This is a genomic window from Methanobacterium aggregans (assembly GCF_017874455.1).
Taxonomy (GTDB): Archaea; Methanobacteriota; Methanobacteria; order Methanobacteriales; family Methanobacteriaceae; genus Methanobacterium_C; species Methanobacterium_C aggregans.
Map to the genome: position 1 here is coordinate 169142 of NZ_JAGGLN010000002.1, position 26079 is coordinate 195220.

33 protein-coding genes are annotated in these 26079 nt (G+C 36.4%); 8 read left to right on the forward strand and 25 right to left on the reverse strand.

The features are described 5' to 3' along the window. Positions 1–110: 110 nt before the first annotated feature. Positions 111–377, reverse strand: a complete 267-nt coding sequence (locus J2756_RS03535) for a hypothetical protein (RefSeq protein ID WP_209582652.1) — start codon at positions 375–377, stop codon at positions 111–113. A 256-nt stretch (positions 378–633) separates the two neighbouring features. Here J2756_RS03535 and J2756_RS03540 point away from each other — a divergent pair, with 256 nt between their 5' ends. After that, positions 634–1017: a carboxymuconolactone decarboxylase family protein gene (locus J2756_RS03540; protein WP_209582654.1), complete on the forward strand. Its 384-nt coding sequence runs from the start codon at positions 634–636 to the stop codon at positions 1015–1017. Positions 1018–1098: 81 nt separating this feature from the next. Here the strand turns inward: J2756_RS03540 and J2756_RS03545 are convergent, their stop codons facing one another. The 5 genes from J2756_RS03545 to J2756_RS03565 form a co-directional block, all read right to left on the reverse strand. After that, entirely contained in the window at positions 1099–1857 is a 759-nt protein-coding gene (locus tag J2756_RS03545; protein WP_209583192.1) for a TatD family hydrolase, read from the reverse strand. 126 nt (positions 1858–1983) lie between these two features. Further along, positions 1984–2751 (reverse strand): polyprenyl diphosphate synthase, encoded by a 768-nt coding sequence (gene uppS / locus J2756_RS03550; RefSeq protein WP_209583193.1) that lies wholly within the window; start codon positions 2749–2751, stop codon positions 1984–1986. A 265-nt stretch (positions 2752–3016) separates the two neighbouring features. Then, positions 3017–3727, reverse strand: coding sequence for a methanogenesis marker protein Mmp4/MtxX (gene mtxX / locus J2756_RS03555; protein WP_209582655.1), 711 nt, complete (start codon positions 3725–3727; stop codon positions 3017–3019). A gap of 246 nt (positions 3728–3973) precedes the next feature. Beyond that, positions 3974–5236, reverse strand: coding sequence for a glutamate-1-semialdehyde 2,1-aminomutase (gene hemL, locus J2756_RS03560; RefSeq protein WP_209582657.1), 1263 nt, complete (start codon positions 5234–5236; stop codon positions 3974–3976). Between the two features lie 157 nt (positions 5237–5393). Continuing rightward, positions 5394–6023 carry a cobalt-precorrin-8 methylmutase gene (locus J2756_RS03565; protein ID WP_245315918.1) on the reverse strand — a complete coding sequence of 210 codons (630 nt, stop codon included), beginning with the start codon at positions 6021–6023 and terminating at the stop codon, positions 5394–5396. A gap of 298 nt (positions 6024–6321) precedes the next feature. Here J2756_RS03565 and J2756_RS03570 point away from each other — a divergent pair, with 298 nt between their 5' ends. Then, the gene (locus J2756_RS03570; protein WP_209582661.1) at positions 6322–6585 is read left to right on the forward strand and encodes a DUF5654 family protein; all 264 of its coding nucleotides are present in this window, start codon (positions 6322–6324) and stop codon (positions 6583–6585) included. Positions 6586–6779: 194 nt separating this feature from the next. On the opposite strand, the gene J2756_RS03575 is transcribed toward J2756_RS03570, so the two are convergent. Both J2756_RS03575 and hypE read right to left on the reverse strand, forming a co-directional pair. Next, positions 6780–7223 (reverse strand): RDD family protein, encoded by a 444-nt coding sequence (locus J2756_RS03575; RefSeq protein ID WP_209582662.1) that lies wholly within the window; start codon positions 7221–7223, stop codon positions 6780–6782. Between the two features lie 243 nt (positions 7224–7466). Next, on the reverse strand, positions 7467–8486 hold the full coding sequence (gene hypE, locus J2756_RS03580) for a hydrogenase expression/formation protein HypE (RefSeq protein WP_342593096.1): 1020 nt from the start codon (positions 8484–8486) through the stop codon (positions 7467–7469). A gap of 680 nt (positions 8487–9166) precedes the next feature. Here hypE and J2756_RS03585 point away from each other — a divergent pair. The 6 genes from J2756_RS03585 to J2756_RS03610 all read left to right on the forward strand — a co-directional run bounded on the left by J2756_RS03585 (position 9167) and on the right by J2756_RS03610 (position 14369). Further along, positions 9167–9547: a 30S ribosomal protein S8e gene (locus tag J2756_RS03585; protein ID WP_209582665.1), complete on the forward strand. Its 381-nt coding sequence runs from the start codon at positions 9167–9169 to the stop codon at positions 9545–9547. Continuing rightward, a complete protein-coding gene (locus J2756_RS03590) occupies positions 9540–10184 on the forward strand; it encodes a DNA polymerase domain-containing protein (protein ID WP_209582667.1) in 645 nt (214 codons plus the stop codon). The genes J2756_RS03585 and J2756_RS03590 overlap by 8 nt, the downstream gene beginning before the upstream one ends. Positions 10185–10488: 304 nt before the next feature. After that, on the forward strand, positions 10489–11169 hold the full coding sequence (locus J2756_RS03595; protein ID WP_209582669.1) for a TIGR02253 family HAD-type hydrolase: 681 nt from the start codon (positions 10489–10491) through the stop codon (positions 11167–11169). A gap of 137 nt (positions 11170–11306) precedes the next feature. Beyond that, positions 11307–12857, forward strand: coding sequence for an ATP-binding protein (locus tag J2756_RS03600; RefSeq protein ID WP_209582671.1), 1551 nt, complete (start codon positions 11307–11309; stop codon positions 12855–12857). Positions 12858–13110: 253 nt separating this feature from the next. Then, positions 13111–14076: a sortase domain-containing protein gene (locus tag J2756_RS03605; RefSeq protein WP_209582673.1), complete on the forward strand. Its 966-nt coding sequence runs from the start codon at positions 13111–13113 to the stop codon at positions 14074–14076. Positions 14077–14174: 98 nt separating this feature from the next. Then, positions 14175–14369, forward strand: coding sequence for a hypothetical protein (locus J2756_RS03610; protein ID WP_209582676.1), 195 nt, complete (start codon positions 14175–14177; stop codon positions 14367–14369). Between the two features lie 240 nt (positions 14370–14609). On the opposite strand, the gene J2756_RS03615 is transcribed toward J2756_RS03610, so the two are convergent. From J2756_RS03615 to J2756_RS03695, 17 genes are all read right to left on the reverse strand, one after another. Then, on the reverse strand, positions 14610–15527 hold the full coding sequence (locus J2756_RS03615; RefSeq protein ID WP_209582678.1) for a PfkB family carbohydrate kinase: 918 nt from the start codon (positions 15525–15527) through the stop codon (positions 14610–14612). Between the two features lie 30 nt (positions 15528–15557). Beyond that, positions 15558–16241 carry a HisA/HisF family protein gene (locus J2756_RS03620; protein ID WP_209582680.1) on the reverse strand — a complete coding sequence of 228 codons (684 nt, stop codon included), beginning with the start codon at positions 16239–16241 and terminating at the stop codon, positions 15558–15560. Positions 16242–16810: 569 nt separating this feature from the next. Continuing rightward, a complete protein-coding gene (locus J2756_RS03625; RefSeq protein ID WP_209582681.1) occupies positions 16811–17092 on the reverse strand; it encodes a DUF3194 domain-containing protein in 282 nt (93 codons plus the stop codon). Positions 17093–17125: 33 nt separating this feature from the next. Further along, positions 17126–17476, reverse strand: coding sequence for a prefoldin subunit beta (locus J2756_RS03630; protein ID WP_209582683.1), 351 nt, complete (start codon positions 17474–17476; stop codon positions 17126–17128). A gap of 135 nt (positions 17477–17611) precedes the next feature. Beyond that, positions 17612–17884, reverse strand: a complete 273-nt coding sequence (locus tag J2756_RS03635; protein WP_209582685.1) for a KEOPS complex subunit Pcc1 — start codon at positions 17882–17884, stop codon at positions 17612–17614. 26 nt (positions 17885–17910) lie between these two features. After that, complete coding sequence (locus J2756_RS03640; RefSeq protein WP_209582686.1) at positions 17911–18402, reverse strand: Brix domain-containing protein; 492 nt, start codon at positions 18400–18402, stop codon at positions 17911–17913. A 55-nt stretch (positions 18403–18457) separates the two neighbouring features. Further along, positions 18458–18589, reverse strand: coding sequence for a DNA-directed RNA polymerase subunit P (locus J2756_RS03645; RefSeq protein ID WP_209582687.1), 132 nt, complete (start codon positions 18587–18589; stop codon positions 18458–18460). Further along, complete coding sequence (gene rpl37A / locus J2756_RS03650; RefSeq protein WP_209582689.1) at positions 18590–18859, reverse strand: 50S ribosomal protein L37Ae; 270 nt, start codon at positions 18857–18859, stop codon at positions 18590–18592. A gap of 255 nt (positions 18860–19114) precedes the next feature. Continuing rightward, positions 19115–19906: an exosome complex protein Rrp42 gene (rrp42, locus tag J2756_RS03655; protein ID WP_209582691.1), complete on the reverse strand. Its 792-nt coding sequence runs from the start codon at positions 19904–19906 to the stop codon at positions 19115–19117. Between the two features lies 1 nt (position 19907). Then, positions 19908–20636, reverse strand: coding sequence for an exosome complex exonuclease Rrp41 (rrp41, locus tag J2756_RS03660; RefSeq protein WP_209582693.1), 729 nt, complete (start codon positions 20634–20636; stop codon positions 19908–19910). 6 nt (positions 20637–20642) lie between these two features. Continuing rightward, complete coding sequence (rrp4, locus tag J2756_RS03665) at positions 20643–21461, reverse strand: exosome complex RNA-binding protein Rrp4 (RefSeq protein ID WP_209582701.1); 819 nt, start codon at positions 21459–21461, stop codon at positions 20643–20645. Positions 21462–21534: 73 nt separating this feature from the next. Beyond that, positions 21535–22230: a ribosome assembly factor SBDS gene (locus tag J2756_RS03670; protein WP_209582704.1), complete on the reverse strand. Its 696-nt coding sequence runs from the start codon at positions 22228–22230 to the stop codon at positions 21535–21537. Positions 22231–22233: 3 nt separating this feature from the next. Next, complete coding sequence (gene psmA, locus J2756_RS03675) at positions 22234–22983, reverse strand: archaeal proteasome endopeptidase complex subunit alpha (protein WP_209582706.1); 750 nt, start codon at positions 22981–22983, stop codon at positions 22234–22236. A 247-nt stretch (positions 22984–23230) separates the two neighbouring features. Continuing rightward, positions 23231–23596 (reverse strand): Rpp14/Pop5 family protein, encoded by a 366-nt coding sequence (locus tag J2756_RS03680; RefSeq protein ID WP_209582708.1) that lies wholly within the window; start codon positions 23594–23596, stop codon positions 23231–23233. Positions 23597–23862: 266 nt separating this feature from the next. Continuing rightward, entirely contained in the window at positions 23863–24651 is a 789-nt protein-coding gene (rnp3, locus tag J2756_RS03685) for a ribonuclease P protein component 3 (RefSeq protein ID WP_209582710.1), read from the reverse strand. A 211-nt stretch (positions 24652–24862) separates the two neighbouring features. Beyond that, positions 24863–25285: an RNA-binding protein gene (locus tag J2756_RS03690; protein ID WP_209582712.1), complete on the reverse strand. Its 423-nt coding sequence runs from the start codon at positions 25283–25285 to the stop codon at positions 24863–24865. Positions 25286–25288: 3 nt separating this feature from the next. Then, a complete protein-coding gene (locus J2756_RS03695; protein WP_209582714.1) occupies positions 25289–25834 on the reverse strand; it encodes a 50S ribosomal protein L15e in 546 nt (181 codons plus the stop codon). Positions 25835–26079 lie beyond the last annotated feature (245 nt).

The window sequence follows — 26079 nt, forward strand, 5'->3', positions numbered from 1 at the left end:
AACATTGAATTTTTGAATGATTGAAGATTATCCTTGGAGATCCAAAAAAGATAAAAAATAGGGCGTTGTATCTCATTGAATTGGAAATAGTTCATGTAAAGCTGGTTTGATCACTGCCCTCCGCCCAGTGCATAGAATATCTGCTGCACCTGCTGTACAATGGAGTTGATACTGTCCAGAATATTCTGCAGGGGATCCAAAAAACTCTGGACCTCATCAGCGGTCTGATTAGCAGTTGCGGAGGCATTGTTAAGAGTCTCCTTGGTGTTATCTTTAACGTTATTTAAACTATCATTCGGTGCTGCTGCTACTGCAGTTTGAAGCACAAAACATGTTAATATTATGAATATCGCCAGTAATTGAAAAGATTTCTTCATTTGGTTCACCTGTCTTCCAAGTAAAATTTCCAGTTAATACTCTTAGATGATTCAAGGTACATCTTAAAATTTTTGATTTTATTTTAGGGATCACTTAAGAGAGATTCCATACTAGGAGTTGCATGATACGTATCCAATAGTGTCCTCCAATTGGATTGATCTCATTCTAGTTCCAAACGTCATGTTTAAGGCCTTAACTTTATTTGATTACAACACATAAAGATAAGGAGTTAGCTTAGAAAAGGGAGAAATTTAAATGAGTGATAAGAACTACGAAGAAGGATTAAAAAACATTGAAAAAATTCATCCCAATGCCAGTAAAGCTCTTATGGAAAATCTGAAGGATGTGGCCCCTGATCTTGGAAAATTCGTGATTGAATTCCCATACGGCCAGATATACAACCGTCCAGGCCTTGACCTTAAAACCAGGGAGATAGCAACTGTTGCAGCACTCACAGCCATGGGGAATGCTAAAGAACAGCTTAAAGACCATATCCATGGTGCACTCAATGTGGGATGCACCCAAGAAGAGATCGTTGAAGTTATAATTCAGATGGTTGCATATGCTGGTTTTCCCTCAGCAATAAACGGTATAGAAGCAGCAAAAGAAGTTTTTAATGAAAATAAGAAAGAGGAATAATGAGTACATCCTTTAACTTTATGGATGATCAATCCCTTTTTTTTATTTTGAAAAATTTTAAAGATAGTTGCTAAGAAAGTTTTAAATCCCAAATATCTTTCTTGCATTCTTCTCTGTTACCCTGTCAACTTCACGGACTGAAACTGATTTCACATGGGCAAGCGTTTTCACAACTTCTTCAACGAATGCCGGCTCATTCCTCTGCCCCTTAAAAGGGGATAGATATGGGCTGTCAGTTTCTGTCAGGATATTTGATAAGGGTATATCCTCCACAAGCTTCTTGTGATGGTCTGAAAAGGAGAGTATGGTTGAAAATGAGAGGTGGTAACCTTCCTCAACTATTTTCTGTGCTGTTTCAAGGTCTCCACCATAGCAGTGAAATACAACGTCTGGAATTGATGAGTGTTTCTTTACTATGTCCAGTGCCTGTCTTTCTGCATTTCTTACATGGAGTACAATGGGCAGCTCATATTCAACTGCCATTTCTATGAATGATGAGAAAACTTTTTGCTGCCTGCGCCTTCCTTCTTCATCTGTTACTTCATAAAAGTCCAGACCACTTTCCCCTATTGCAACGGCTCCATCTATGTTCTCTTCGATCTCATTAAAGGCCTGTTCTATTATACTTGAATCTGCCTTCGATGCATTAACAGGGTGAAATCCAAGACTTACATGAACAAATCTAGGATATTCTTCTAATAATTTTAATGTTCGTCTGTTTCCACCTAAACTAGCTCCAGAATTGATGATACCCGTTAATTTTTCCTTGGACCTTTTCATCACTTCTTCCCGGTTTTTATTGTACTCCTTAAAATCAACATGGCAGTGTATGTCCATCATAAGCAAACATCCCCCATTAGAAATCCTGATTTAAAAAATGATAAAATAATTTTTTATAAAAATTTACACTTTTTATAAAATTTAAAGTGTTATAAATCGTGTGGAGATATAAAGCGTTAAAAATAGCTACACTCCAAAACGTCTTTCTCTCTGCTGGTACGATCTTAAAGCCCTTAAAAAGTCAACTTTTCTAAGTTCAGGCCAGAGACTATCGCAGAAGTAAAGTTCAGAATATGAGGATTGCCATAGAAGGAATCCACTCAACCTTTCTTCTCCACTTGTTCGTATTATGAGGTTAGGATCATCCAAACCTGCAGTGTAAAGTTTTGAATTGACAATTTTCTCATCCACACAATTTGGATCTAGCTTTCCTTCCTCAACATCTGTGATGATCTTCTTAATAGCATCAACTATTTCCAGACGTCCATCATAACCTATTGCAATATTAACAAGTCTTTTATCATATGATGCCGTTGAATCTTCCGCTATCTGTATTGCTTCCCTTACATCATCGGGAAGAAGTTCAAGTTTGCCAACAGCTTTTATTCTGACTTTGTTCTTATGTATCTTCTCGTTTCTGGCTATTCCTTCAAAATTTTCCTTGAAGAGTCTCATTAAACCTTCCACCTCATCTTCAGGTCTTTTGAAGTTTTCAATTGAAAACGCATAGACAGTTACTATCTCTATTCCCAGATCAACACACCAATCCAGAACACGTTCCAGCGTACTTATACCTCTTTTGTGCCCGTCAATTGTTTTCATGTTGCCTTGAATCTTTGAAAAACGCCTATTTCCATCCATTATTATGGCCACGTGTTTAGGCATGCTTTCAGGTGTAAGATTTCGTGAGATGTACCATTCATACATACTGTAAAGTGGTTTTAAAACAGACATTTTCAGTTCCTTTCTCCTCATTTATATCCTCTGATCAAATTCAATGCAAATCCTGTGAAATCATGAATATATTCGATTGTTAAATCCTATAACCAATGACTGGTTAATCACAGGATTATTATCTTTTTAAATATCATTCAGTAGTTTTATTCAATGTTTTCTTATTTTGATTTTTTTTATCAGGATATCTTTTTTTTATAGTATCCTATTTTTTTATAAATTTTATAAATTTTATTTCCATAAAAATCCATATTTTATGAAGTGTTCAATGTGTTTTTAACCTTTTCATTTCTGCTAAGTAAGCTGCAAATTCCAGTGCACTCATGTAACCTTCTTTTTTTTGTGATCTGGATGTGTCGACAAATATTTCATCAATTCCAAGGGTTACGGCCCCATGGCTTTTCACTCCTCCAACTAAAACAAGACTTCTGAATATTAGGTTGCCTGATATGCCGTCTGGAGCAAGTATTAAATTTGCATTCTCTGCAACTGCATCCTCTATCAATATGAAGTAGTGTTTAACAGGATATTTATCCCTTGTGATTGCAGTTACAATCTCTCCTTCCTGGATTGAATCATGGATCTTCTGGCTTCTATCTTTATCCTGAGCCCTTCCACCAGATAGAACTGCTATTTTAGGTTTTATATTAATATCCTCTAGAAATTTCGCACCGGCCTCAATCAGGTGGACCTTTTCATCCACACAGTCTCCTTCATCAATTCCAACTGGGGTTAAAAGGAATTTATGGCCTTTGATCTCTAAAAAAGAAGCCCTTGAAAGTTTGGGATATTTATCCCTTAAACGGGTCAGAATCTTGGATGCACTGAGGGATCCTCGTATTCCAGCATCAACTTCACCATTCAAAAGCATATCAACAAGTTCATCCTCAGATTCTGTTAAAATAACATCAAAATCCATTTCACGGGCTGCTTCAGCAACACTTCTGTTTTGACCGAGACCTGCAACAACTTTCATCCTATCATTTGATCCAATATTAATATATGTTTTAAAATCTATTCAATAAAAAGGTTTTCACATACCTATACTATTTCTGAGAAGTTTTCTTTGAAAAAATTATTTCAGATCATTCAATGCTGAAATTTATTCAAATGGATTCTGTAAATAAATTCTGTATTTTAATGTTCCTAAAAATCAGTTGATACGGATTAAGTAATAAACTATTAAAAAAGGAAAAAACATTTGAAAGTATGTAAGTTAAAACTATTTTTTAACTACTTTCAATGCTTCATCTACCTTTTCCAGTGTTATCTGAATGTCCTCATCACTGTGAGCCCTTGATAAGAAACAGCACTCGAACTGTGATGGGGGTATGAACACGCCCCCTTCAAGGAGTTTGTGGAAGTAAGCTGTGAATCCCCGGGTATCCGCAGCTTTTGCATCCTTATAATCCATAACATCTCCTTCTTTGAAATATATCTGGAACATGGAGCTTAAACCTGCAACATGGAAGTTCAAGCCGTTGCCTTCAAGAAGATCCGAGAGTCCCTTCCTTAAATTCTGACCCTTAGAGTCCATTGAATTGTAAAAACTGCTATCAAGCTGTTTTAACATTGTAAGCCCTGCTTTTATTGAAATTGGGTTTCCATTGAATGTTCCTGCTTGATAAACATTTCCTGAAGGTGCTATCATTTCCATTAATTCTCGTTTACCTGCAAGAGCACCCATTGGAAATCCTCCTCCAAGTATTTTTCCAAAGGTCACCAGGTCTGGTGTTACTCCAAAGTACTCCTGAGAACCACCCTCAGCTATTCTGAAACCAGTTATAACTTCATCAAATATGAGTATTATGTCATTTTCAGCAGTTATTTTCCGTAAAAACTCCAAGTAACCCTTTTTTGGAGGTATGCATCCTATGTTTCCCATTACAGGTTCCACTATGATCGCAGCTATCTCATCATTATCTGATTCAATGAGCTTTGTAAGTGCTTCTTCATTATTAAAAGGTACAAGAACTGTGTTTTTGGTTGTGTCCTCTGGAACTCCTGGTGAATCTGGAAGTCCTGCCGCACCTGAACCTGATTTTACAAGAACGTAATCATGGGCCCCATGGTAGGATCCTTCAAACTTAATTATCTTATTTCTACTTGTAGCTGCCCTTGCAAGTCTTATTGCACTCATTGTTGCTTCTGTACCGGAATTCATAAATCGAACCATGTCCGCACAGGGTACTCGATTTACAACCTGTTTTGCAAGTTTTATTTCATTTTCTGTCGGCACACCGTAGGCTGTTCCTTTTTTAAGTTGTTTTGAAACTGCTTCAATGATGGTTGGGTCTGCATGGCCAAGAACAAGGGGACCGTAGGCAAGGCAGTAATCTATGTAGTTTTTTCCATCAACATCATAGATCCTGGAACCTTCTGCCCTTTCTGCAAAGAAGGGGTAGGGTTTGTAGGCCCTTACAGGTGAATCCACCCCTCCTGGAAGGAATTTTTTAGCTTCTTTGAACAAGTCCTCTGAAATCATATTATCACTCCTGAAATAGTTAAAATTGAAGGGTTAAAATGTTATTCCGTCTTGATTTTACTTAAATAATGATTTTAATGGTTTAAATTAATTAGAGATTTATTTAATGATTTAACTTAGTTTAAGCGATTCTTTAATATTTCTTTAGGTGTAGTTCTCATACCTTGCCAAGATCAAGATTAATAAGGGCATTTACTGCAGCTACTGCAACAGGCGTGCCGCCTTTAGGACCTTCTGTTGCTAAGTAGGGCAGTTCTGTTTCTTGAAGTGCTTTTTTAGATTCAGCAGCACCTACAAATCCTACTGGAACTCCAATTACAGATTTTACATCCATTTCCCCTTTTTGGACAAGATCTAAAACCTCCAATAATGCCGTTGGAGCGTTTCCAATTGCAACAATGCCTTCAAATCCTTCAAGTGCTGCCACCCTCATTGCAGCTGATGCACGAGTTATTCCATATTCTTTTGCAATTTTAACTGCCTTTTCATCTTTTATGTAGCATTTAACCTTGCCTTTGTACCTGTTTATTCCCACTTTAACCATGTTTATGTCTGTGAGAATATCCTCCTCATTTCTGATGGATTTCAAACTTTCCTGGACAAAATTACCACTTATTCTGGTTATTTCTGCATATTCCGGGTCTGCTGTTGAATGAACTATTCTCTCAACAATAGCCCTCTCTTTCGAGGTTAAATGACCAGTTTTATCATCTATAAGTGATTTTACTATTTCCCTACTTTTTTCTGCTATATCATAGCCCTGTTTTGTTGACGCACCCATGAACATGGTTTTCACTTACTCAAAAATTTTTTTTACAGTTCAGATTTTTCTATTGTTCAGTTTTTGTTCAGGTTCAATTAAGTTATTTTTGGTGGTTAACTTAGGAGGACGGTTTTCAGTGACCTCTACTTAATACAAGATTTATCACAGGAGCTATGAAGTTCATGGGTTGAATCAAAAATTCGGTTATTTTTTTTAAATAATCAACATTCATGAGGAAGTTTTTTAGATTTTAAGCAAAATTTATATGCTATTTTTAATATATAAGTATTAAAAATACTTTTTTGAAACTGGAGGTATTTCTATGAAAGGAGAAGTGAACGAAGTTAAGGGACAGGTAATGCAGACCATTGCAACTTTGATGACAACTGCTTTTGGATTGATAGCAGCACTCGCATGGAACGAAACTATCAAAGCATTTATAAGCCAATTATTCCCAACAGGAAGTGGATTAACTGGTCTGGTGGTTTACGCAATTCTGGTTACTGTAATAGCAGTTGTTGCAACCATATTGATTGGAAGGGCAATAGCAAAACCTGCAGTTCAGGAAGTTAGAATAGTAGAATAATGGAAATTTAAATATCCATTTTTTATATTTTTTTATTTCTATTTTTAGATTTTATTTTCAATTCATTTAAAAGTTGAAAATTCTTGTTTTAATTCTTAAAGTATTATTGATGTTTAAAATTATTTTTAAATTCGTATATTAAATTTAAAAGGATTTAAAATAGGTTAAGATGAATTATTTTCATTAAAAAAAAATTATGATGCAGATTCCTCAGCATTTTCAACTGATTTTTCCACTTCTTCAACCTTAAAAACCCTTGTCTTTGAAACCTGATCCAAAAACCTGTCATTGGAATCTCCAAAGAGGAATCCAAGGAGTAAATCCAGGATCATGGGGACCCAAAGGATCTTGGATAAATTTCTAATAAAAGAGGCTTTATAAGTCATTTCGCCCGTTGAAGTCTCTACCTGAAGACTCATTAACGATTTACCCAAAGTAGTGCCATGTTTACCTTCCATGTAGGTGAAGTACACCATTATCATTAGAGCAGCCAACAGAAGCCAGTAATTTAAAACTGCAAATGTGCTGGTTGCCATTATTAAAGGATATAAAAGGGAACTTAGTATCCACATTATAAGTGTTAAAATTATTCCATCAAATATTAAAGCTACTAAACGTCTTCCCCAGAAGTTCTGCATTTTTTACCACCCAGAATTATCAATGAACTGACCATGATTTTTCATGAATCTGTATGGATTCAATTCATTTGAATTCATTCAATCTATGTATTACCAGTTCTTATAGATTTATATAAGTTTGTGTTATGAAGTTGAGTTTGTATTTTTCTCTAAACCATAATCCAAAAAGCCAGATTTTTAACCAGGATAATGAAAAAATAGGATAAAATAAGGTTTGGTTTAAAAAGATTTAAAAAAAGATTTTCAGCAGACCCTTGGAACAGGGTCAGCTATTGGTGCTTCAAGTATCCTCTTACCGCCAAGGGCTGTTTCAAGGATAACGTGTTTGTCGTTTGTAACTTCACCAATTATCTGGGCATCTACTCCATACTTGGTTTTGCGCACAGCTTGAAGTATTTCATCTGCTTTGTCAGCTTCAACACCCATTATAACTTTACCCTCATTTGCAACTTCGTAAGGGTCTATTCCAAGCATTTCAGATGCAGCATGAACCTCTTTTTTGATTGGAATCTTCTCTTCATCCAAGAGCATTCCCACACCTGATTTTTCAGCCAGTTCATTGAGTGCATTGGCTATTCCGCCCCTTGTTGGGTCTTTCATTGCCTTAACGCCACCAACTTCAAGGGCAGCTTCAACCATACTCCATACTGGTGCAACATCAGATTTTAGGTCTGTTTCAAATCCAAAACCTTCTCTGTATGACATTAAAGAGATCCCATGGTCTCCAACACTGCCTGTGAGTATGATCTTGTTTCCCACTTCAAGGTTAGAATCCCTTGTGATCTGACCCTTTTTAGCTATACCTATTCCTGTGGTGGATATGACTATGTTGTCCAGCTTGTCATTCTCCATTACCTTTGTGTCCCCAGTTATTATTGCTACATCCACTTCTCTGCAGACTTCATCCATGGATTTTATTATTCGTTCAAAATCCTCCCCTGAGAATCCTTCACTCACCACCATGGCATTTGCTATTGCAAGGGGCTTTGCACCCATTACAGAAACATCATTAACAGTTCCAGCTATGGATATTTTACCTATATCCCCTCCAGGGAAGAAGATCGGGTTCACGGTGTGGCTGTCTGTGCTTATAACAATTTCATAGTCTCCAAAGGGTATTGTTGCACCATCATCAAGGTCATCAAGCCCTACTCCACCATTAACCTGTTTATTATTGATATTTCCAAGTATTATATCTGATATGAGGCCCTGCATGACCTCTCCACCTGCTCCATGTGACATGCTGATTTTCATAGAATTCACCCACGGTTTTGATTTTAATATTTCCAGTTGACTTTGAATTTTTTACTCATTCATTGTATGAATTTGAATCCAGTTAATTGGATCTAATCACTGATCTATTTTAATTCAATGATCCATTATTTTTTTCAGAATTTACTTAAGTTCCTCTTTCATTTAACATAAAATACGTTTAAAATGTTAGATAGAACAATAAAGTTATTCAAAGCTTTAGAATATCCTTGAAATTATTATCAGGAATTCTATTAATTTCTATTGATCTGAGGTTGGAATTTGGAATATTTAAATATTTATAATTCCAGATTTTTTTTTGTGATTAGAAAGTTTATGTATGATCTGTTAGGTACGATAAAAGTCTTTATTAACCTGCACTGTGAAACCAATAATAAACTAGTTAAAATTGAAAAAATTAATATACCTTGATCTAGAAATAGATTCATTCTAGCTAAGACTTTTTTAGTTTGTTAGTTGGTGTTGATAAAAAGTTCAAAGATTTAAAGTGATGGAAGATCAATATTAAATCAAGACAGTCTGGAAATAAAACTGCCAAGAATTCTTTTCTTTCAGTTGGAGAATCCATTCAGTTGAATGATTCAATAATTCCATGATTTCAATTGAATTACATCTAAAAATTACTTAAATTATATTAAAAAACTTAGGTTTAAGATAATAGAGGTGAAATAATGGCAATATGGCAAGGAAAATCATTAAGAAAAGCAACAGGTGCACGTGCAAAAACCAACAGGAACAAGAGGAACTCTGAATTTGGAAGAGACCCTGCTGAAACCAAGATCGGAGACAGGAAAGTCAAAAAGATCAGAACCAAAGGTGGAAACGAAAAAATCAGGCTCACAAACACCCAAACAATCAACGTTGTGGACCCAAAAACCAGCAAGGTCCAGGTTACAGAGATACTCAATGTTGTGGACAACACTGCAAACACTCACTTTGTAAGGCGTAACATCATAACAAAAGGAGCTGTTGTTGAGACCAGTCTTGGAAAAGCTAAAGTAACATCCAGACCAGGCCAGCACGGCATGGTAAACGGTGTACTTGTTGAATAAACAGATTTTAGAACGGGTGAACGAGTTCCTTGGGGATGTCAATAAAAACCTCCCTGAAGGAATGGAACTCGAATATGAGGGGTTCTACGAGAGGGGTTTCTTTGTAACCAAAAAAAGATACGCTCTCATAGAAAACAACAACATAACAGTGAAAGGTTTGGAACTTGTAAGGCGTGACTGGGCCCCTGTAGCCAAAAAGACTCAGGAAAAGGTCATGAGAGCCATACTTGAGGAAGGTTCCCCTCAAAAAGCCGCTAAAATCATTAAAGATATTATTGACGAGATAAAAGAGGGGAAAATTCCCCTGGAAGATCTTGTTATACACACCCAGCTTACAAAAAAACCAGAAAACTACGTTCAAAAGGCACCCCATGTAATGGCTGCCAGAAAAGCAATTGAACGCGGAAGAACTGTTGGACCAGGATCAATCATCCGTTACGTTGTTGTTAAGGGCAAAGAACCTATTAGCAGACGTGCGGAACCAATAGAAGATGTAGATGTTGCAAACTACGATCCAAACTACTACATAGAGAACCAGGTTTTACCTGCAGTTTCACGTATAATCAATTCCATTGGTTATTCTGAAGAAGAAATAATGCAGAAAGAAAAACAAAGCAGTCTGGATGCATTTTTCTAGTGATGATCCTTCAATTATTTTATTAACTTGAAATTTCTTGTTTATTCTTATTAATTGAAAATTTATTATAATTATTTTTTACAACCATAGTCATATTTTAAATTTAATTTTATATTAAATTTAATTTTATAAACCAAGACTCAAATTCCAGTTGCAATGAAAATTATTAATATAAACAGAATCTTACTAGGAATTATGGACTTATTTATTCAATGATAAAAACCTGGCATGTTATTTTCATTAGTTTTAAATAATGAATTATGTAATAATCAATTTGTGTAAAGGTTTGTATGGTGTAAAAAAAATGATAGACGCTGTTTTTTTTGATATTGATGACACTCTCTACGATACTTCCGGCTTTGCAAAACTTGCAAGAAAGGCTGCACTAAACAGTATGATCGATGCAGGACTACCCATGGAACAGGATGAAGCCTACAAGCTTCTACGAGAAATAATAGATGAAAAGGGATCAAACTACGACAAACACTTTAATGTTTTAACAAAACGTGTTTTTGGAGAAGAAAAGCCCCTTTTAATAGCTCTGGGGATGATCACATATCACAACGTTAAATTTGCTCTTTTAAGATTGTTTCCTAACACCACATCCTCACTGATTTACCTGAAAGGCAAAGGCTACCCCCTGGGAGTTATTTCGAATGGAATAACCATTAAACAGTGGGAAAAACTTATAAGACTTGGTCTTCACCATTTCTTTGAGGAAGTTGTAACCTCACAGGAGGCAGGTGTTGAAAAACCAGACAAGGAAATATTCCAGCTTGCCCTTGAAAGGATGGGCTGTGAAGCTGAAAGATCCATTATGATTGGCAATAAATTCAACGAAGACATAATGGGTGCTATAAACGTGGGGATGTCTGCAATACTGGTTAATTCAGAACTAACAGATTCTGAAAGAGAATGCATAACCAGGGAAAATTTAAATGTGGAAGTTATAAATGATTTAGGGGAAATTAAAAACATATTGTAGCCATATAATCTCTTGATAAATCTATTGATAAGATATTGATACTGTATTATAGTTAATATGTAAATCTAAATGAAATCTAAAACTTCATACATTAAAATCTAAAACTTCATGCATTATATGGAGAACCAGGTGGTTTAATGAGTTACTATCATGACCCCAAAATGGAAAAAATATTTGAAATACTGAAAGAACCCAAGTCACTGGAAGAACTGCATCTTCCAGGGGTATTTGTGAAGGATCTGATCTTGAAGATCATAGCAAATCATAACACAGTTAAAACCAGCCGTATAAATGAGATCACAGGTTTACACTGGGATATAATTAAAGAGAGTTTAACAGAACTTGAAAAGGATGGTTTCTGTGCCCCAGTAAGTGGAGGATTTCTTTTTTCGAGTATTGAGTACAGTGTTACCAAAAAGGGAAGAGAAAAATCCAGAACAATTTCTGAAGACAATCCCTACATTGGCATAGCTCCTGTAAACTATGAGGATTACTACTTAATAATGGAAACCCAGATAAAGAATCGTTATCCAATTAGGATACCACATGAAGTTGTTGAAAATACTTTCAAAGAAGTTGTGGGCGTTGAATATGCAAAAGAATCCCTCATTGAATCATGCATAATTGGGAAGGGAGTTTTCATTTATGGACAACCTGGAACCGGTAAAACTTTCATTCTAGGTAAAATGCCAGATCTTCTACCGCCACTCCTGATTCCCAAGTTCATAGAATTTGGAGGTATGGTGATCCAGATATACGATCCTGACTTCCATAAGGAATGTGAGGAACAACCTGAAGATCCCCGTTGGGTTAAGATATGTGCTCCTTTTGTGCTTACAGGTGCTGAACTAAGTTTAAATAAGTTGGAAACCAACTACAACCCTAACAAAGGAGTCTATGAAACCTCACCCATAATAAAAGCTAACGGTGGAGTTTTATTAATAGATGACCTCGGAAGACAAAGGGATGACCATGAACTTATTCTGAATAGGCTCATTGTACCTATGGAGAATAAAAAGGATGTTATATATGTCAGGGGGATTCCAGTCATTTTTCACAGTCACTTCATACCTGCATTTTCAACCAACCTTGACATAAGCATAATGGACGAAGCACACCTCAGAAGAGCTCCACTTCACATATTCCTTAAAACACCAAAACTTGGTGATGTCCAGGAAGTTTTCAAACGAAATCTTGATGCTATTGGGGAAAAATATGATGAAGAGGTTCTGAAAAGATTTGTAAATGTTTATGATGATACTGAAAATGGTGGGGAAGGTCTTCAACCCAGCTTTGCCCATGCAAGGGACGTTGCACAGATATGTCAGGCTGTGAGAATAAACCGTGACAAAGATGTTGTTGACAGGGAAGTTCTTGATGAGGCCCTTGAAAAACATGTTTTAATAGCACTTCAAAGAATGAGAATTGATATTGCACAAGTTATGCGAAAAACACGGTCATTCCGTGTGCGAACAGCCCAAATAAACGAAGCTTATCATGCACTTTTAAAGTATGGGGCAAATAAAATTTCCTACGAATCAGAGTCCCTTATAGTGGATCTTGATGACAGCGTGACCCCTGTACAGCTCGTGGAGTACCTTCACAACAAGGGTATTGAAGTTGACAGAATAGATTTGATTGCAGAATCTGAAAAAGAACTGCGCAGAACAATTCTTGAGTATGATTGAAAGATTAAAGGATATCTTTTATGGAATTACACTAATTTTTAATTTTTTGAAGGATTTAATTTAATTTTAGCAGTTTCCTATTTCATAGGTTAGTGTTGTGCACAAACTTTTTATGGGGCTATTCCACCATCTATTAGCATTACAATTAATATGTGCCCATTCAAATTAGTATGAAAAACAGCCTGAAAAATAGGATTGGAAGTGGGGCCAGTTGAAGGTTTTTATTTAAAAATTATATATGGAGATCATTAAATTGAAAAAGTATTTATATTCAAGTTTATCCATAATAGTTATTCTTTTCCTCGTAGTTTACGGGTCAGCGGATAATAATGTGGAAAAAAAACATTTTAGTAGTAATGGAATATCCTTTGATTATCCTGCCACCTGGCAGAGCGTTGAAGCTGAAAGCCATGTGGCTGCATTCAAAGATCCAGATTCTGGTTCAAACGTAACCATCAGTAAACAGTACATGCCTTCAGATTATGCTTCAAACAATAATTTTACCCTGAATTTCAGTGAAGCTAAAGACTTGGGTTTTAAATTTGTAGCATCTGAGAACGTCACCATTGATAATACAAGTGCCTATAAGAATAGTTACGAAGTTACCACCAAAAACTCTTCAATTTCCCTTGAGGAAGTTTGGGTTGTGAAAGATGGCTTCTTGTACAGCATAATAGTAAAAACCCCTATGAATGAATCAAGTAACACAAAATTCAGTTTAAGTTCATTTTTACCAGGCTCTGAAAAAGTTGTGTCTTCTGAGATAGTGACTGACAGTTTTAAAATAGAAAATTCAACCAATTCAACAGTTTCACCATTCTGGGGCTACGTTTCAATACCAAGTCTTGGTGTGAACTGGGGAATACGTTCAGACACAGTTAATGCCTTGGGTTCAGTTTACCACTACAACGAAAGTTTTTATCCAGGTCAAGATGGTGTTGCGGGTCTTTTAGGACACCACACCCGATTTTCAGCACCATTCATGAACATTGATACCTTGAAAACTGGAGACAGTGTTGTGATAACTGACTTGCTGAGCCAGAAACGTTACACTTACCATGTTTCATCCAATGGAGATATAAAATGGGATTTTAAGACAAACCCCGTGAATTTCACTGCAGGTACTCCTGAATTAAAAATGGTAACCTGCTGGCCACCAGGATACAGTAAAGCTGCTTATCAGACCCACTGTAAACTCGTTTCAATAGAACCACTCTGAAAGCATATACACTGAGCAAGTTTTGAATAACTATGCAGGCAATAGAAAAGTATATAGAAATAGTGTTAGAATATATTCAATTAGAAGAGATGATTTAAATGGCAACAACAACAGTTATACTCGGATCATTATTATATTCTCACATAATTCCCCCTATCCTTGCATTTATAGGTGTGCTGCTCCTCTGTTCAGGTATAATGGACAGAAAAATGAATTACACCTTAATTGGAATGGCATTATTCTTTGCAGCAGGAATTTTACCATTTTTAATTCTTCCTGCAGTTTTAGGGTGATTGATCCAATAAAAAAAATGAACTAAAAAAAGTTACCTAGGGTTAACTTCCATCAGTTACTTTTTTAAAAATTTTTTTAAATTCATTTAATTTTTTTTTAATGTATTTTATCCTATTTATTAAAATATAAAAGGGATTTAAAATAATAAAATGGATAAAATTATTTTTTTAAAATGGATAAACAAACAACTAATATTATAAAAAGAATTTTCTTTATAAAAATTAAATTAGAAATAAAATTTAAAAAGAATTTTTATTGATTATATCCTCTTCACTGATTCTACTTTCCACCAACGTTCTTGTACCATCAAAGGTTCCTTCACCTTCGAGTTTCATTGTGGATACCATGGATGCAAATATACCACATGTTTCAGGGTTCAAGGTTTCCATCCTTCTAGTTGCATAGGCCGCCATGTAAGTGTCACCCAACCCCGTAGGATCTACCCTTAGCTTGTGGGGAAATGCAGGAATTCTATAGCTACCACCAGTTTTCACTGAATATATGATGGATCCCCTACCTCCCCTGGTAATTACAACTTCATTTGGTCCAAAGTTACTGATGGTTCTTGCAACATCCTCCAGTTTATGGATGTGGGTGCCCAGCACAACCCGTGCCTCAACCTCATCAAGGAACACCACATCAAAGAACTTTAAAAATTTTTTAAAATCATTCCATGGCTTTAAAATGACTTTATTTTCTTTTATATGTCGCAGATATCCCTGTATACCTGCATAAATCGGGACATTAGATTTAGATAGATATTCAACAGTTTCAAGGGGTACATCGAAGGGGGTGAGTGCGGATATTAATAATGCATCGAATTCTTTCAGATCGATGCTACGGAGGTTTTCAGGTTTTATTGGGTTTCGAGTGACATCAGCATTTTGAATCCTATGGTTGGGGTCATGGTTTGGGTATATGTTCTCAAACTTCAGTGTTTTATCAACAAAAACTGGTACAAAATCCACATCATCTGGAAAAGATTCAAGGAGATGTTCATCTTCCCGTGAAAGGGTTACAACTGCTGTGGTGTTCACTCCCATCCGGGATAGAACTGCTGCCTGATAATAAACAGCACCCCCTGTGGATCTGTAGGTCTTTTTGTCTCTGACTATGGTATCCAGGGTTAAAGGACCTATAATAAGAAAGTTTGACATCTTTGTAACCTCATCAATTTTTATACACCCTTAAAAATCAGATCTGATCCTGCCTGAGTGGAGTGCAGAACCAACAAGAAACTTACGAACACCTAAAATTGAGAGTTCTTCAATATCATCATCTAAAATACCCCCACCCATAATTATGGAGGATTTAAATGCATGAAATTTGTTAATAAGATTAAAATCAACACCCTTTTCAGTTCCAACCCTAGATATATCAAGTAAAATAATTTCATCAGGGTTTAATTCCTTTATTTTATTGATCATTACATTTATGTCTGTTTTTAGGTATCTGGTGAAAATTTCGTTGTTCTTTATGTCTATGCTCAGAACCAGTTGGTCCCTGCTGAAGGATTCAAATATCTCATCAAGACTTTTAAGGGTTTTAAGGGTTTCTGTAGCAATAATAACCTTATCTGCAGCTTTTAGGATAGTTTCAACCATTTGAACACTGCCAGCACCAGCATCCAGCATTACTGGAATTATTTTATTTACCTCCTCCACGATTTGGAGGTTCGATCCCTTCCCTTCAATGGAATCCAGGTCTGCTATGTAAATGCGCTGTGCTCCTGCAGCTTTTAAAGATTTTGCAATCTCCAATGCATCAGAAGAGTGTGAGAAAACTGTTTTAAGGGGCTTATAAGTTTCTCTCATTCCAGATTTACCTGAAACTGCTTCACCATTTTTTATATCCATGACTGGTATTATCATTGAGCAACATTCCCTAGTTAAATTTCTTTAATATTTAATAAAATCGTTAACTCTTTGCTTTATTGATTTAAGTGATTTAATTGATGGATTTATTATCGAAATGTCAATGAACTGAACTTTTAATATGCTAACAAAAACATTAGATCTGATTACTGAAACAAGTCACAATATTAATTATACATTAAACTATAAAAAAGAATTAAACTCCAAAACATGAAAAACGTTAGCATCAAATTATCTGGATTTCATACTGGGTTCTTTTAAGCTTGATTTTATTTTATAGAGTATCCAAAGAAGGAAACATTTGAGCGAAATATGGTTTTCTGGATACTCTATAAACCAAGCAGGTTGAATCCATGTAGAGGTAAAATTTTACTTCCATCTGGCTGAGGAAGTCCTATAATTCTTAGCATGAACAACCTAAAGAATGATTGTAACGCATAGTATAAATACTTTTATAATAAAAAGTATTACTAATTGTTTGTTAAGCCACAGCTTTGTAATAATGGGGGGTAAATAAAAAAAACTGAATTTTAGAGGTGTTTTTGGATGTGTTTCAACCTTGTATTTCAGGTTCTGTAGTTATCATCCAGAAATTTACCGAGTTCATTGAGTGCATGATCAACAGCTTCCCCTGCTATTTCATCACCAGCATCTGAGAGATCATCAAAAACTATGTGAACCTCAACCTCAACATTTAACTCCTCTTCATAATCCATTTTAACATCTACGTTGAAGTCCAGAACCTCTTTTCTAGATACCTTTTTAAAAATAAAGTTTTCTGCGGCTGAAGCTGTGAATTCTGAGATGGTATCCAGATCTTCACTGCTCAACCTTTTGAGTTTATTCAATTAATATAACTCCTTATAGATTTAGAAGGGGATTTAGGAAATTCCTGCGCCCTGCATGGCTTCCTGAAGAGATGCCTGCATTTCCTGGAGTTTGTTCATGATACGTTCTTCCTGACGTTTCACGGTTTTCTCTCGAAGTTCAAGTGTCTCAACTTTTTCTTCAAGTTCTGCAGTTATTTCATCCTTTTTAACTTTTACAAGAAGATTTCCTGCAGTTTTGTATACATCCCCTTCATCTTCAACCTTTTTCAATTCGTCAAGTGCTTTCTGAGTTTCCTTTATTTGGAGTTCAACAGTCTGTTTCTGCATTGAAATTGCCTGTGCCTGCTGCTGCACCTGCTGGAATTGAGCTATTTGATGCTGGATGTTTTGTGGAAGTTCCATTTTATATCACCTCATAAGAAAAATTATCTTAAATCTTTTTTAATTTTATTTAATTTTATTTAATTTTATTTAATTCTTGATTTTATGGTTAATCATGCCTGATTCAGTACACAATTAATTTATCATAAAATAGGCCTATTTGGTTTTGATGTATTTTCTAAGTTCTAGAATTTCGTAAGACAGCTTCGTCCATCTCAAGTAAGAGTTGAGGGAAGCACGTAATGAAGTTGCATCCTCTGCATCTACCTTGATCCTTATGGTGCTGCCTGCAAGATGAACACTTACAGATGCCCTGTCTGATGGAGATGTGTGAATTTCAGGTTCTATTGATTTCAATATTATCTCTGCATCCTCAGGGGTGTCAAATTCCATTTCAAGTTCTGTTTCAACACCTTCAAGGACTTCCACAGTTCCATCTCCCAGTTCGTATGTGTTTAATCATGGAATATTCTCCAATCCTTGATGTATATCTTAGGGCCCGTTATTACTCCTTTAGAATCATAAAATTCCAGTAAAGCCCTTCTTTCATTGTCTCCTTCCTTAAGAACTAGAATATTTTCCTGCTTTAGGATGTCCCTGCATTTTGGGATACCTAATAATTCCCCCAAAATGTTCAATGTATCCATCTCAGACTTCATGGAGAGTTCACTGGTCTTCAGCCTACCCTTGGAATTTGTGATGGATACTGTAACATCCATAGAAAGGACAATATCGCCCTTTTCATTGTAAAAATCTATCTTAGAAGGGTTACCCTTGGTTTCTGAGATTAGTGCAGTTTTGTCAAATCCCAGTTGCGAAGATTTCAACAAAACATCACGGAGGCTCATCTTCCCCCTGTTAACATATTCAGAGTTTATGACTCTGTCTAAACTTTTGCAGAAGGATCTTGTTCTTTGAGAAGGCTTCCTAGATGTGGTTATTAACATTAGATACCCTTTTCAGGTTCGTTATTGAAAATAGTCAAAAAACTATGTTCAAGGATTATCTTGCTTTTACTGTCCTTTTTACAGGAGGTATTACTTTGAAGAGTATCCTGTACCTGCAACTAGGACATTTGGACTCTGTGTATCCCTTAATATCTACTAAAGTACCACATTTTCCGCATTTATACAATTATAAACCTCCAATTATCCTCTTTATGTTCCTGGTAGCTGTTCTTCCCATTGGAGTTGATGGAAGGTATGCTCCGCCAGTGAATACTGCGCCGCATTTTCTGCATTTCCATATTCCTGCTGAAACCCTTTTTACACCAGGCCTATCACATTGAGGGCAAACATGATCCTTTTTCATGTTTTCTTCTACTAATTTAACGGATCTTTTCGCTTTCCTTCCGTATCTTGCACCGAATCTTCCGGTTATTCCTACTTTTTTCGTTCTTGCCATTTTTTATCACCTTTAAATTTGATTTTTTGAATTTTTGATGAATCGCCCTGATCACTGCAATGAGAACGGGCTTTGATCAACATATTTTTTTAATAGTTTAGTAAATATTCTAATGTGATTAATACTTCATTAAAAATTGAAGATTAGAATTATCTTAAATATTGGTATCCGGAGTTATTAAAACTGTTGTTGAACATTATAATATCAACCTATACCTTAAATAAACATCGATCATTAAAAGATTGATCTGGATTTTTAATCCAGATAATTTCTAAGCTCAGCAGTTTTTTCCTTTGCAATGGACACTGCCTTTAGGACTTCTTCTCTCTTGAAAGGTTTTTGTTCACCTTTCTGCATTGCACATATACTGCCGTCAGCCCTTATCCCAATTGAAATACGGGCATCCATTATTTCTTCCTCTTCAAGTGATGGATCGACCAATAGTTCATCACCTATTTTTGCAAATGTGCACATCAAAGCTTTTTCATTGATAGGTAATGGAACCATGTTTTCAGTATCTAAAACTACTTCACCATCTTCAACTCTTGCTTCTGGCATTTTCGTGTTGAGGAGTGCTGCAACACTTCCGAGAACTGCTGCATCCATTAGGTTGCCATCGTAGTCAATTATATGAAGGTCCAAAAATATCATCCAAACCTTCTTACCTTCAATTATGCAGAGCTTTTCAAGGTCAACAACTTTTCCTTCCCTTATGCACCGGTCTGTAACCCTTGCAAGTTCAACAGAACGTTCATCTGGTGGCCCTGGTTCAAAGTTTGGTGCTGCCATTGGTAGTAGCTCAGAGTTAGTCATCAGAACTCCTTTTCCAGGCGTGTCTGAGAATGGTTCTGCTATCTGAGTTTTTGCACCAACCACTATCTGGGTTTTTCCTATTTTAACCCTTGCAGAACCCTCTGCTTTAGTGATGATACCTGTTTCAAGGGATATTTCACGGTATTCATCAAATTTTCTTCCGTCTGTCCTTTCTCCCTCTTTAACAAGATTCGTCACACTTTCCTTTATTATTTCAGGAATTATAGTAACCATATTACTCACCATACCTGTTTATTATGGCTTTTTTCTGTGCCTCGCCTAATTTCTTGCATCCGTCCATTGCGAGATCCATGGCCTTTTCAAATTCATCAGCTGTGAGGTGGCCATCCATTTGAAGAAGTGTTATTTCACCTGTTCTTGGCATCATGGCTATTGGAAGGTCAGCCTCACCTTCTTTATCCTCAACTTCTGAAAGATCCAGTACAACCTGACCGTTGGATTTTCCTGCTGCACATGCCACAACCATGTCCCTCATAGGTATTCCTGCATCTGCAAGTGCAACTGATGCTGCTGTTATTCCAGCACATCTTGTTCCTCCCTCAGCCTCTATTACTTCAATGAAAACGTCTATAGTTGATCTTGGAAACTTTTCCAGGAAAACAGAGGGTATAAGTGCTTCAGATGTTATCTTGGATATTTCAGTTGATCTTCGGTCAGGCCCTGGCCTTTTACGATCATCCACTGAAAATGGTGCCATGTTGTATCTGCATCTTAAAACTGCCTTGTTTGGCTGCATCAATCTTCTCACATGAAGTTCTCTTGGCCCATATACAGCCACAAGTACCTTGTTACCCCCAATTTCAAGATATGCAGAACCATCAGCCCTTTCAAGTACTCCTGCCTCTATTTTGAATGGTCTTAATTCATTGAAAGCTCTTCCATCAGCCCTTGCACTGGCTTCTGTACCTGTGCTTAAATTACTATCTGTTATAATAATAATCACCCCTTTTTACTGGATTAATTCCTCTCCATTTTCTTCTTCCTCTTCAGGAGTATCTTCTTCTTTGGAACTCGTACCCTCATATTCTGAAGTTTTTTCATCTACTTCAAAACTTTTTTCTTCATCCTCAGAAGTTTCATCATCTTCTGAAACTGTCTCGTTACCTAGAAGTTCTGAAAGCATTTCCCTCACCCTATCTGTCAATCCAGAGGTGTGAGCCTGTTCCTCAATCATCTTTATAACTTTCTCAGCAACACGTTCCATGGAAGGTTCCCCTTTAACCCATACAACTCCGTTCTGTCCTACAACAACATCACAGTGGGTTTCGTCCTTTATCATGTTTATCATGGAACCTTTTTTACCTATGAGCCGTGGCACCTTGGTTGGTGTGATGTTTATAAGAATTCCACCACGGAATTTTCCAAGTCCTCGTCCTTTAAGACCCAGTTTAACTTTTTTAACCTCATCAACATCCACTACCCTTAAAAAGAGAACATCTCCAACATCAAAGGTTTTGTTAAGTTCCCTTTTCTCCTTTCCAAAAACATCTGAAGCTGGTAAAAATCCAGAGTAGGGAGAATTTATATCCAGATTCCACATGGAAAATCTTATGTCTGTGATTTCCCCAATAACAACATCTCCCCTCTTTGGAATGTATTTACTCTGTAAGGGTATTACACTTATTTTTTTGTCTCTTATGGCCACAAGACCTACAAGGGCGGAGCATATATTATTATCTTCCCTGAAAGTCCCTCTTCCTGAATGATATTCCTCGTCTGCCAGAACGTCACCTGGAATTACTATTTCCTTATCATCTACAAATATCACATTCTGCCTCCTTTACGTGGACTGTCTAAAAAAATAAGATTAATTAGAGGACGGATCATCTAACAACTTATCATTATTTAATCAGTTTTGTTTCCACTTGTCCCCTTGTAAGTTCGCTCAGCTTCGTGTAAAAACTGTCTTGCAAGCCCCCAGGTATTTCGATAACTGCAACCCATGAACCATCCTGCTGCCATTCTTCCTTTTTTATGGTACCAAATTCAGATACTGCTCCATAGGCTTTTCCTGTGAAGTCTCCAGGTATCCTCACCGCAACCTTCACCTTCTCAAATCTTATGGGTATTTTGGTTCGTATGGCTTTGAGAACTGTTTTAACCTGTTCATCAACGCTTTTAAATGGATCAACATGGATCCTGCACTCATCCATGGCTATTTCGATCCTTCTTGCAGGATGTGGAAGTTTTGTCTGGGGGTTTATTGATTCGCGTGTGATGGTTGCAACGATCATCTTTCGCTTTTCTTCCTGCATTTCCTTACGCTGCTGGGCAGTTAACTGGACCTGTCCCTTTTTTATTATGGTTGCAGCAGCTTCTAGAGGATCAATTGTGCTGAAGGCCTTCATCATGGCTTCTTCAGAGGCTTTATCCCCCTTATGTGCATCTTTAAATATTTCCTCAACTGCAAGTATCTCTTCGATTTTTATTTCTTCGCCTTTTTTAAAGTCCGATGCAAGATCTGGATCTACAAGGATCTCGAAGTGTTCCCCATAGTACTCCAAACGGGCTATAACTGCATCTTCAAGGGTAACCATAGTTTATTCCTCTTCTTCTTCCTTAGATTTTCGGATGAGGAGTTCTTCAACGTGTTCTGCTATTTCATCGTCTGAGATTTTTTTGAATTTTTTGTCTTTGGCTTCAATGAGTGCAATTTCAACGCTTTCTGGGGTTGTTTTGCCTTCAGTTGCCTCATACACAGCATCTAATGCCAGTTCAATGGCTTCATTGAGTTTTATATCTTCATGATACTTTTTCTCAAATTCATCCATTGCCACCTGCCTTCCAGCACCAATTGCAGTTGCCTTGTATTCAATTAAAGCACCGCTTGGATCTGTTTCAAAGAGTCTGCATCCTGAATCGTTAACTCCACCTATTATAAGGGCTGAACCGAATGGTCTGACCCCTCCGTGCTGGGTGTACATCTGTTTCATGTCGCATATTTTCTTTGCAAGGCCTTCAACTCTTATGGGTTCGTTGTAGGTTATCTTGTTGATCTGTGATTCCATCCTGGCTTTTTCAATGAGGGATCTTGCATCTGCCACCAATCCAGAGGTTGCAGCTCCTATGTGGTCGTCTATCTGGAATATTTTTTCTATAGATTTAGGTTCCACAAGTTTACTTGTTGGCCTTTTATCAACCACGAGTACGATTCCCTCGCTTGATTTTACACCTAATGAAGTTGTACCTCTTTTTACAGCTTCTCTTGCATATTCAACCTGAAATAGCCTTCCATCTGGACTAAATACTGTTATAGCCCTATCATATCCTGCTCCTGGAAACGGTTGCATATATAATACCTCTCTATCTTTTTCTCAAATAAGAAATGAAATTCAATCTGAACTGTGACATTTAAATCTAAATCTCATCCATTTTTTATTTTTTCCATCCAAGTCATATCCACTATATGGACTTAGGGATGATTGACGGAGGAGATCTAAATTTATTACCACATTTATATCATCAGACCGTCTATTTATAAACCATTTTATATAAAATATTTTGAATCTTAATCCAAACTATTTATTCATCTTATTTTCATGGTTTAATAAACTTTTTTATTGCAGATTTAATGGTCCCTGAAATTCCCAGGGTGTGAAACACAATTCTTCGACCCCGGAATCTGGTTATTGTTGGAATTATCCCCATAACAGATTCTAGTTCATCACGATTACATCGGAAAATTCCCTTCATAACAGTTTCATTGGGATTGGAGTGACATTTCCATAGTTTAACTATCCATAAATCAAAGCGGCTAGTACCGCAAGCCCCGTAAAGGTCCTGTGAAGCTTCACCAATAAGGAATATCACATCATCACGCTTCAGTGGGGCTTGGGATATCACCTCAAATGCAACGTACCTCTTCTTTACACGAAGGGTTGGTGGGAGTATTTTAAGCTTCATCTAAATCATCTGCAGCATAACTTTATTTAACATGGAATTATTTAGTTTATTTATCTGAATTAATACAATTTCTATGATATTTTACTTTGATTATAATCTGAATAGTTGTATTTTTATTTTTAATGAATATTAACATGATTGTACTGATAATTATAAGTCAATCATGGATTGATGATTATGGAATGATAATATGAAGATAAGATAGTGATAATAATAATAATTTTAAAGGTTCTTAATTCTTGAGGTTTTATAAGATAGATCGATGATCAGGTAGTAATAGTTCTAACACCATTGACAATAACACTGCTTCTCAGTTCTCCCCGTTTTATTATTTCCATGGGAGTTTTAGATAGTGTTTCAATTGCCTCTTCCTTCGTCAGCCCAAAACATCTTGAAAGTGCAGTTACATCCTGGGGAGTTCTGAGGTCGTAAATAGATCCTGCAGCACATGTGGTTAGAAGTGGAAAATTGAACTTTCTTTGAAGCTTCACGATCTGGCGGAATTGATTTAAAACTCTGTACCGATTTTTAGGATTTGTTCGGAGAAGATATTTGAGGTTTAGCTCAACTGCAACACTGTTTTCTGCAGCTTTTTTTGCAAGTACCTGGTTCATTCCACTGTCCCTCCGATTCTTGTAGGGTTGGGATAACACATCAATACGTGGATCTTCACATGCAGCCCGGTTTATCTTCAGATCTCCTCCCTGAACAATAACAACATCTGCACTTTTGCGAAACTTTTGAACCTTTCTTTTAAGGGCTTCAGGGTTTTTTGCAGTGATTTCAACACCACTGTAGATCCTGAAACTATGGTTTCTGGAGTTCTCATTCCCATGCAGATGCCCTGAATCATGGAAATGTTTACTGGAGCCTTTCTCTGAAGAGGCTTCATCTAACTGTTCTCCACCAAATTCTTCCTTTAACTCTTGAATATGGTTTAGAAAATCCTTGTCATAATCATCCAAATATTTGACAACCGCTACTCCAGAATAACCTAATCTCTCTGCTTCCATAATGAGTTTTTTACCACCATGGAAGTGAAAATCGAAAAACATATTGTTCACCAAGCATTTTTTTTATGTACATTCTGGAATGATTATTTTTAAAGCAGTTTAATCAAAGATTTAAGGAATTTGATCAACTTTCATTGGTACTTAACTCCAATAAAAGGTTTTCTGCAGACTTCTTTCAACAGATGATCGTTTAAGATCTTTAAGGATTCCTTTAGGGTTTTTGAAGTTAAATGATTTTTAAGGCAAAAAAATGTTAAACATCAAACATTTCCCTTGCAAGCTTCAGTGCGATCTCCTTTTTTGCAGGGTAGGCAGCCATCTTAACCTTAACATGGATAGAATCACCATGCTCCACCACCTTCAAATCTCCAAGGTACGCCCTTTGCTTGTCAAATCTTAAAAATAGATTTCCTTTATTATCTATTTTGTTTTCTAGTTGATGTAAAATCCTTTTTTTATCAGGATCAGATAGTTCATTTAAAATCTGGACAAAATCGCGGGTTTCCCTTTTTCTTGTGATCTTGTCGCTTAAAATTAAAACAGAATTTTTATAGTAACCCTCTGTGAGTTCACTTTGGGGTGAAGAAGAAGGAAAAAGGGTTTTAATCGCAGTTTCCACTTTTTCCTGGTTTTCTGTTCCATAAACAAATGCTCTGTATGAGATGTTATGGATCATTGCTTACCTTGCCTTCTCTGAACCTTTTCCTTTAACTCGGAGTCCCCTTGTTTTTTTACCCTCACTTGTAAGGCCTCTGAACACACGGCTTGTGTGCTGTTTCTCACAGATCCAGTTGATCTTTGGATCGTTTTTGATTGAAGGGCTGTTTGGGTCAACCAGAATTACTTCGAAGAATTTGAATTTTCCATCTTCCCATACCCAGTATGAGTTAAGAACTTCAAGGTTGGGGTATTTTCTTGCAACCCTTTCTTCTGCAATTCTTTTGATGGATTTTTTAGGGGTTATTTTATTAACACCCATTCTTTTAGGCTTCCTACCTGCTGTGAATCTTGTTTTTCGCCTTCCACCTCTGCGGACTCGAATTCTTGCAACGACATATCCTTTTTTGGCTTTGTAGCCTAATGATCGTGCTCTGTCGATCCTGGTAGGTCTGTCTATTCTCTTGATTACACTTTCTTTTCTCCAGACTGGAGCTCTTTCATGCATTAACTCCTTGACGTAGGAGTCGTCTGGGTTTTTCCATGCATCTCTTATATACTTGTACATTAAATACACCTCTTTTGTTCAGCTTTCGCCACATCCAGGGATTATAAGTCCCAAAATAGGTTTGATATCATTTAAGACATCAATTGTTGAATACAATCTTAATTGATCAAAATGATCTTAAAATTATATTTTTACATCACCAAAATAAGCGATGATCACTATTGGTTAATTCTATTTAAAAAGCTTTACCCTTCAAATCCAACAGTACATTATATTTCGAAAAACCATTATTTAAATTAAACGGA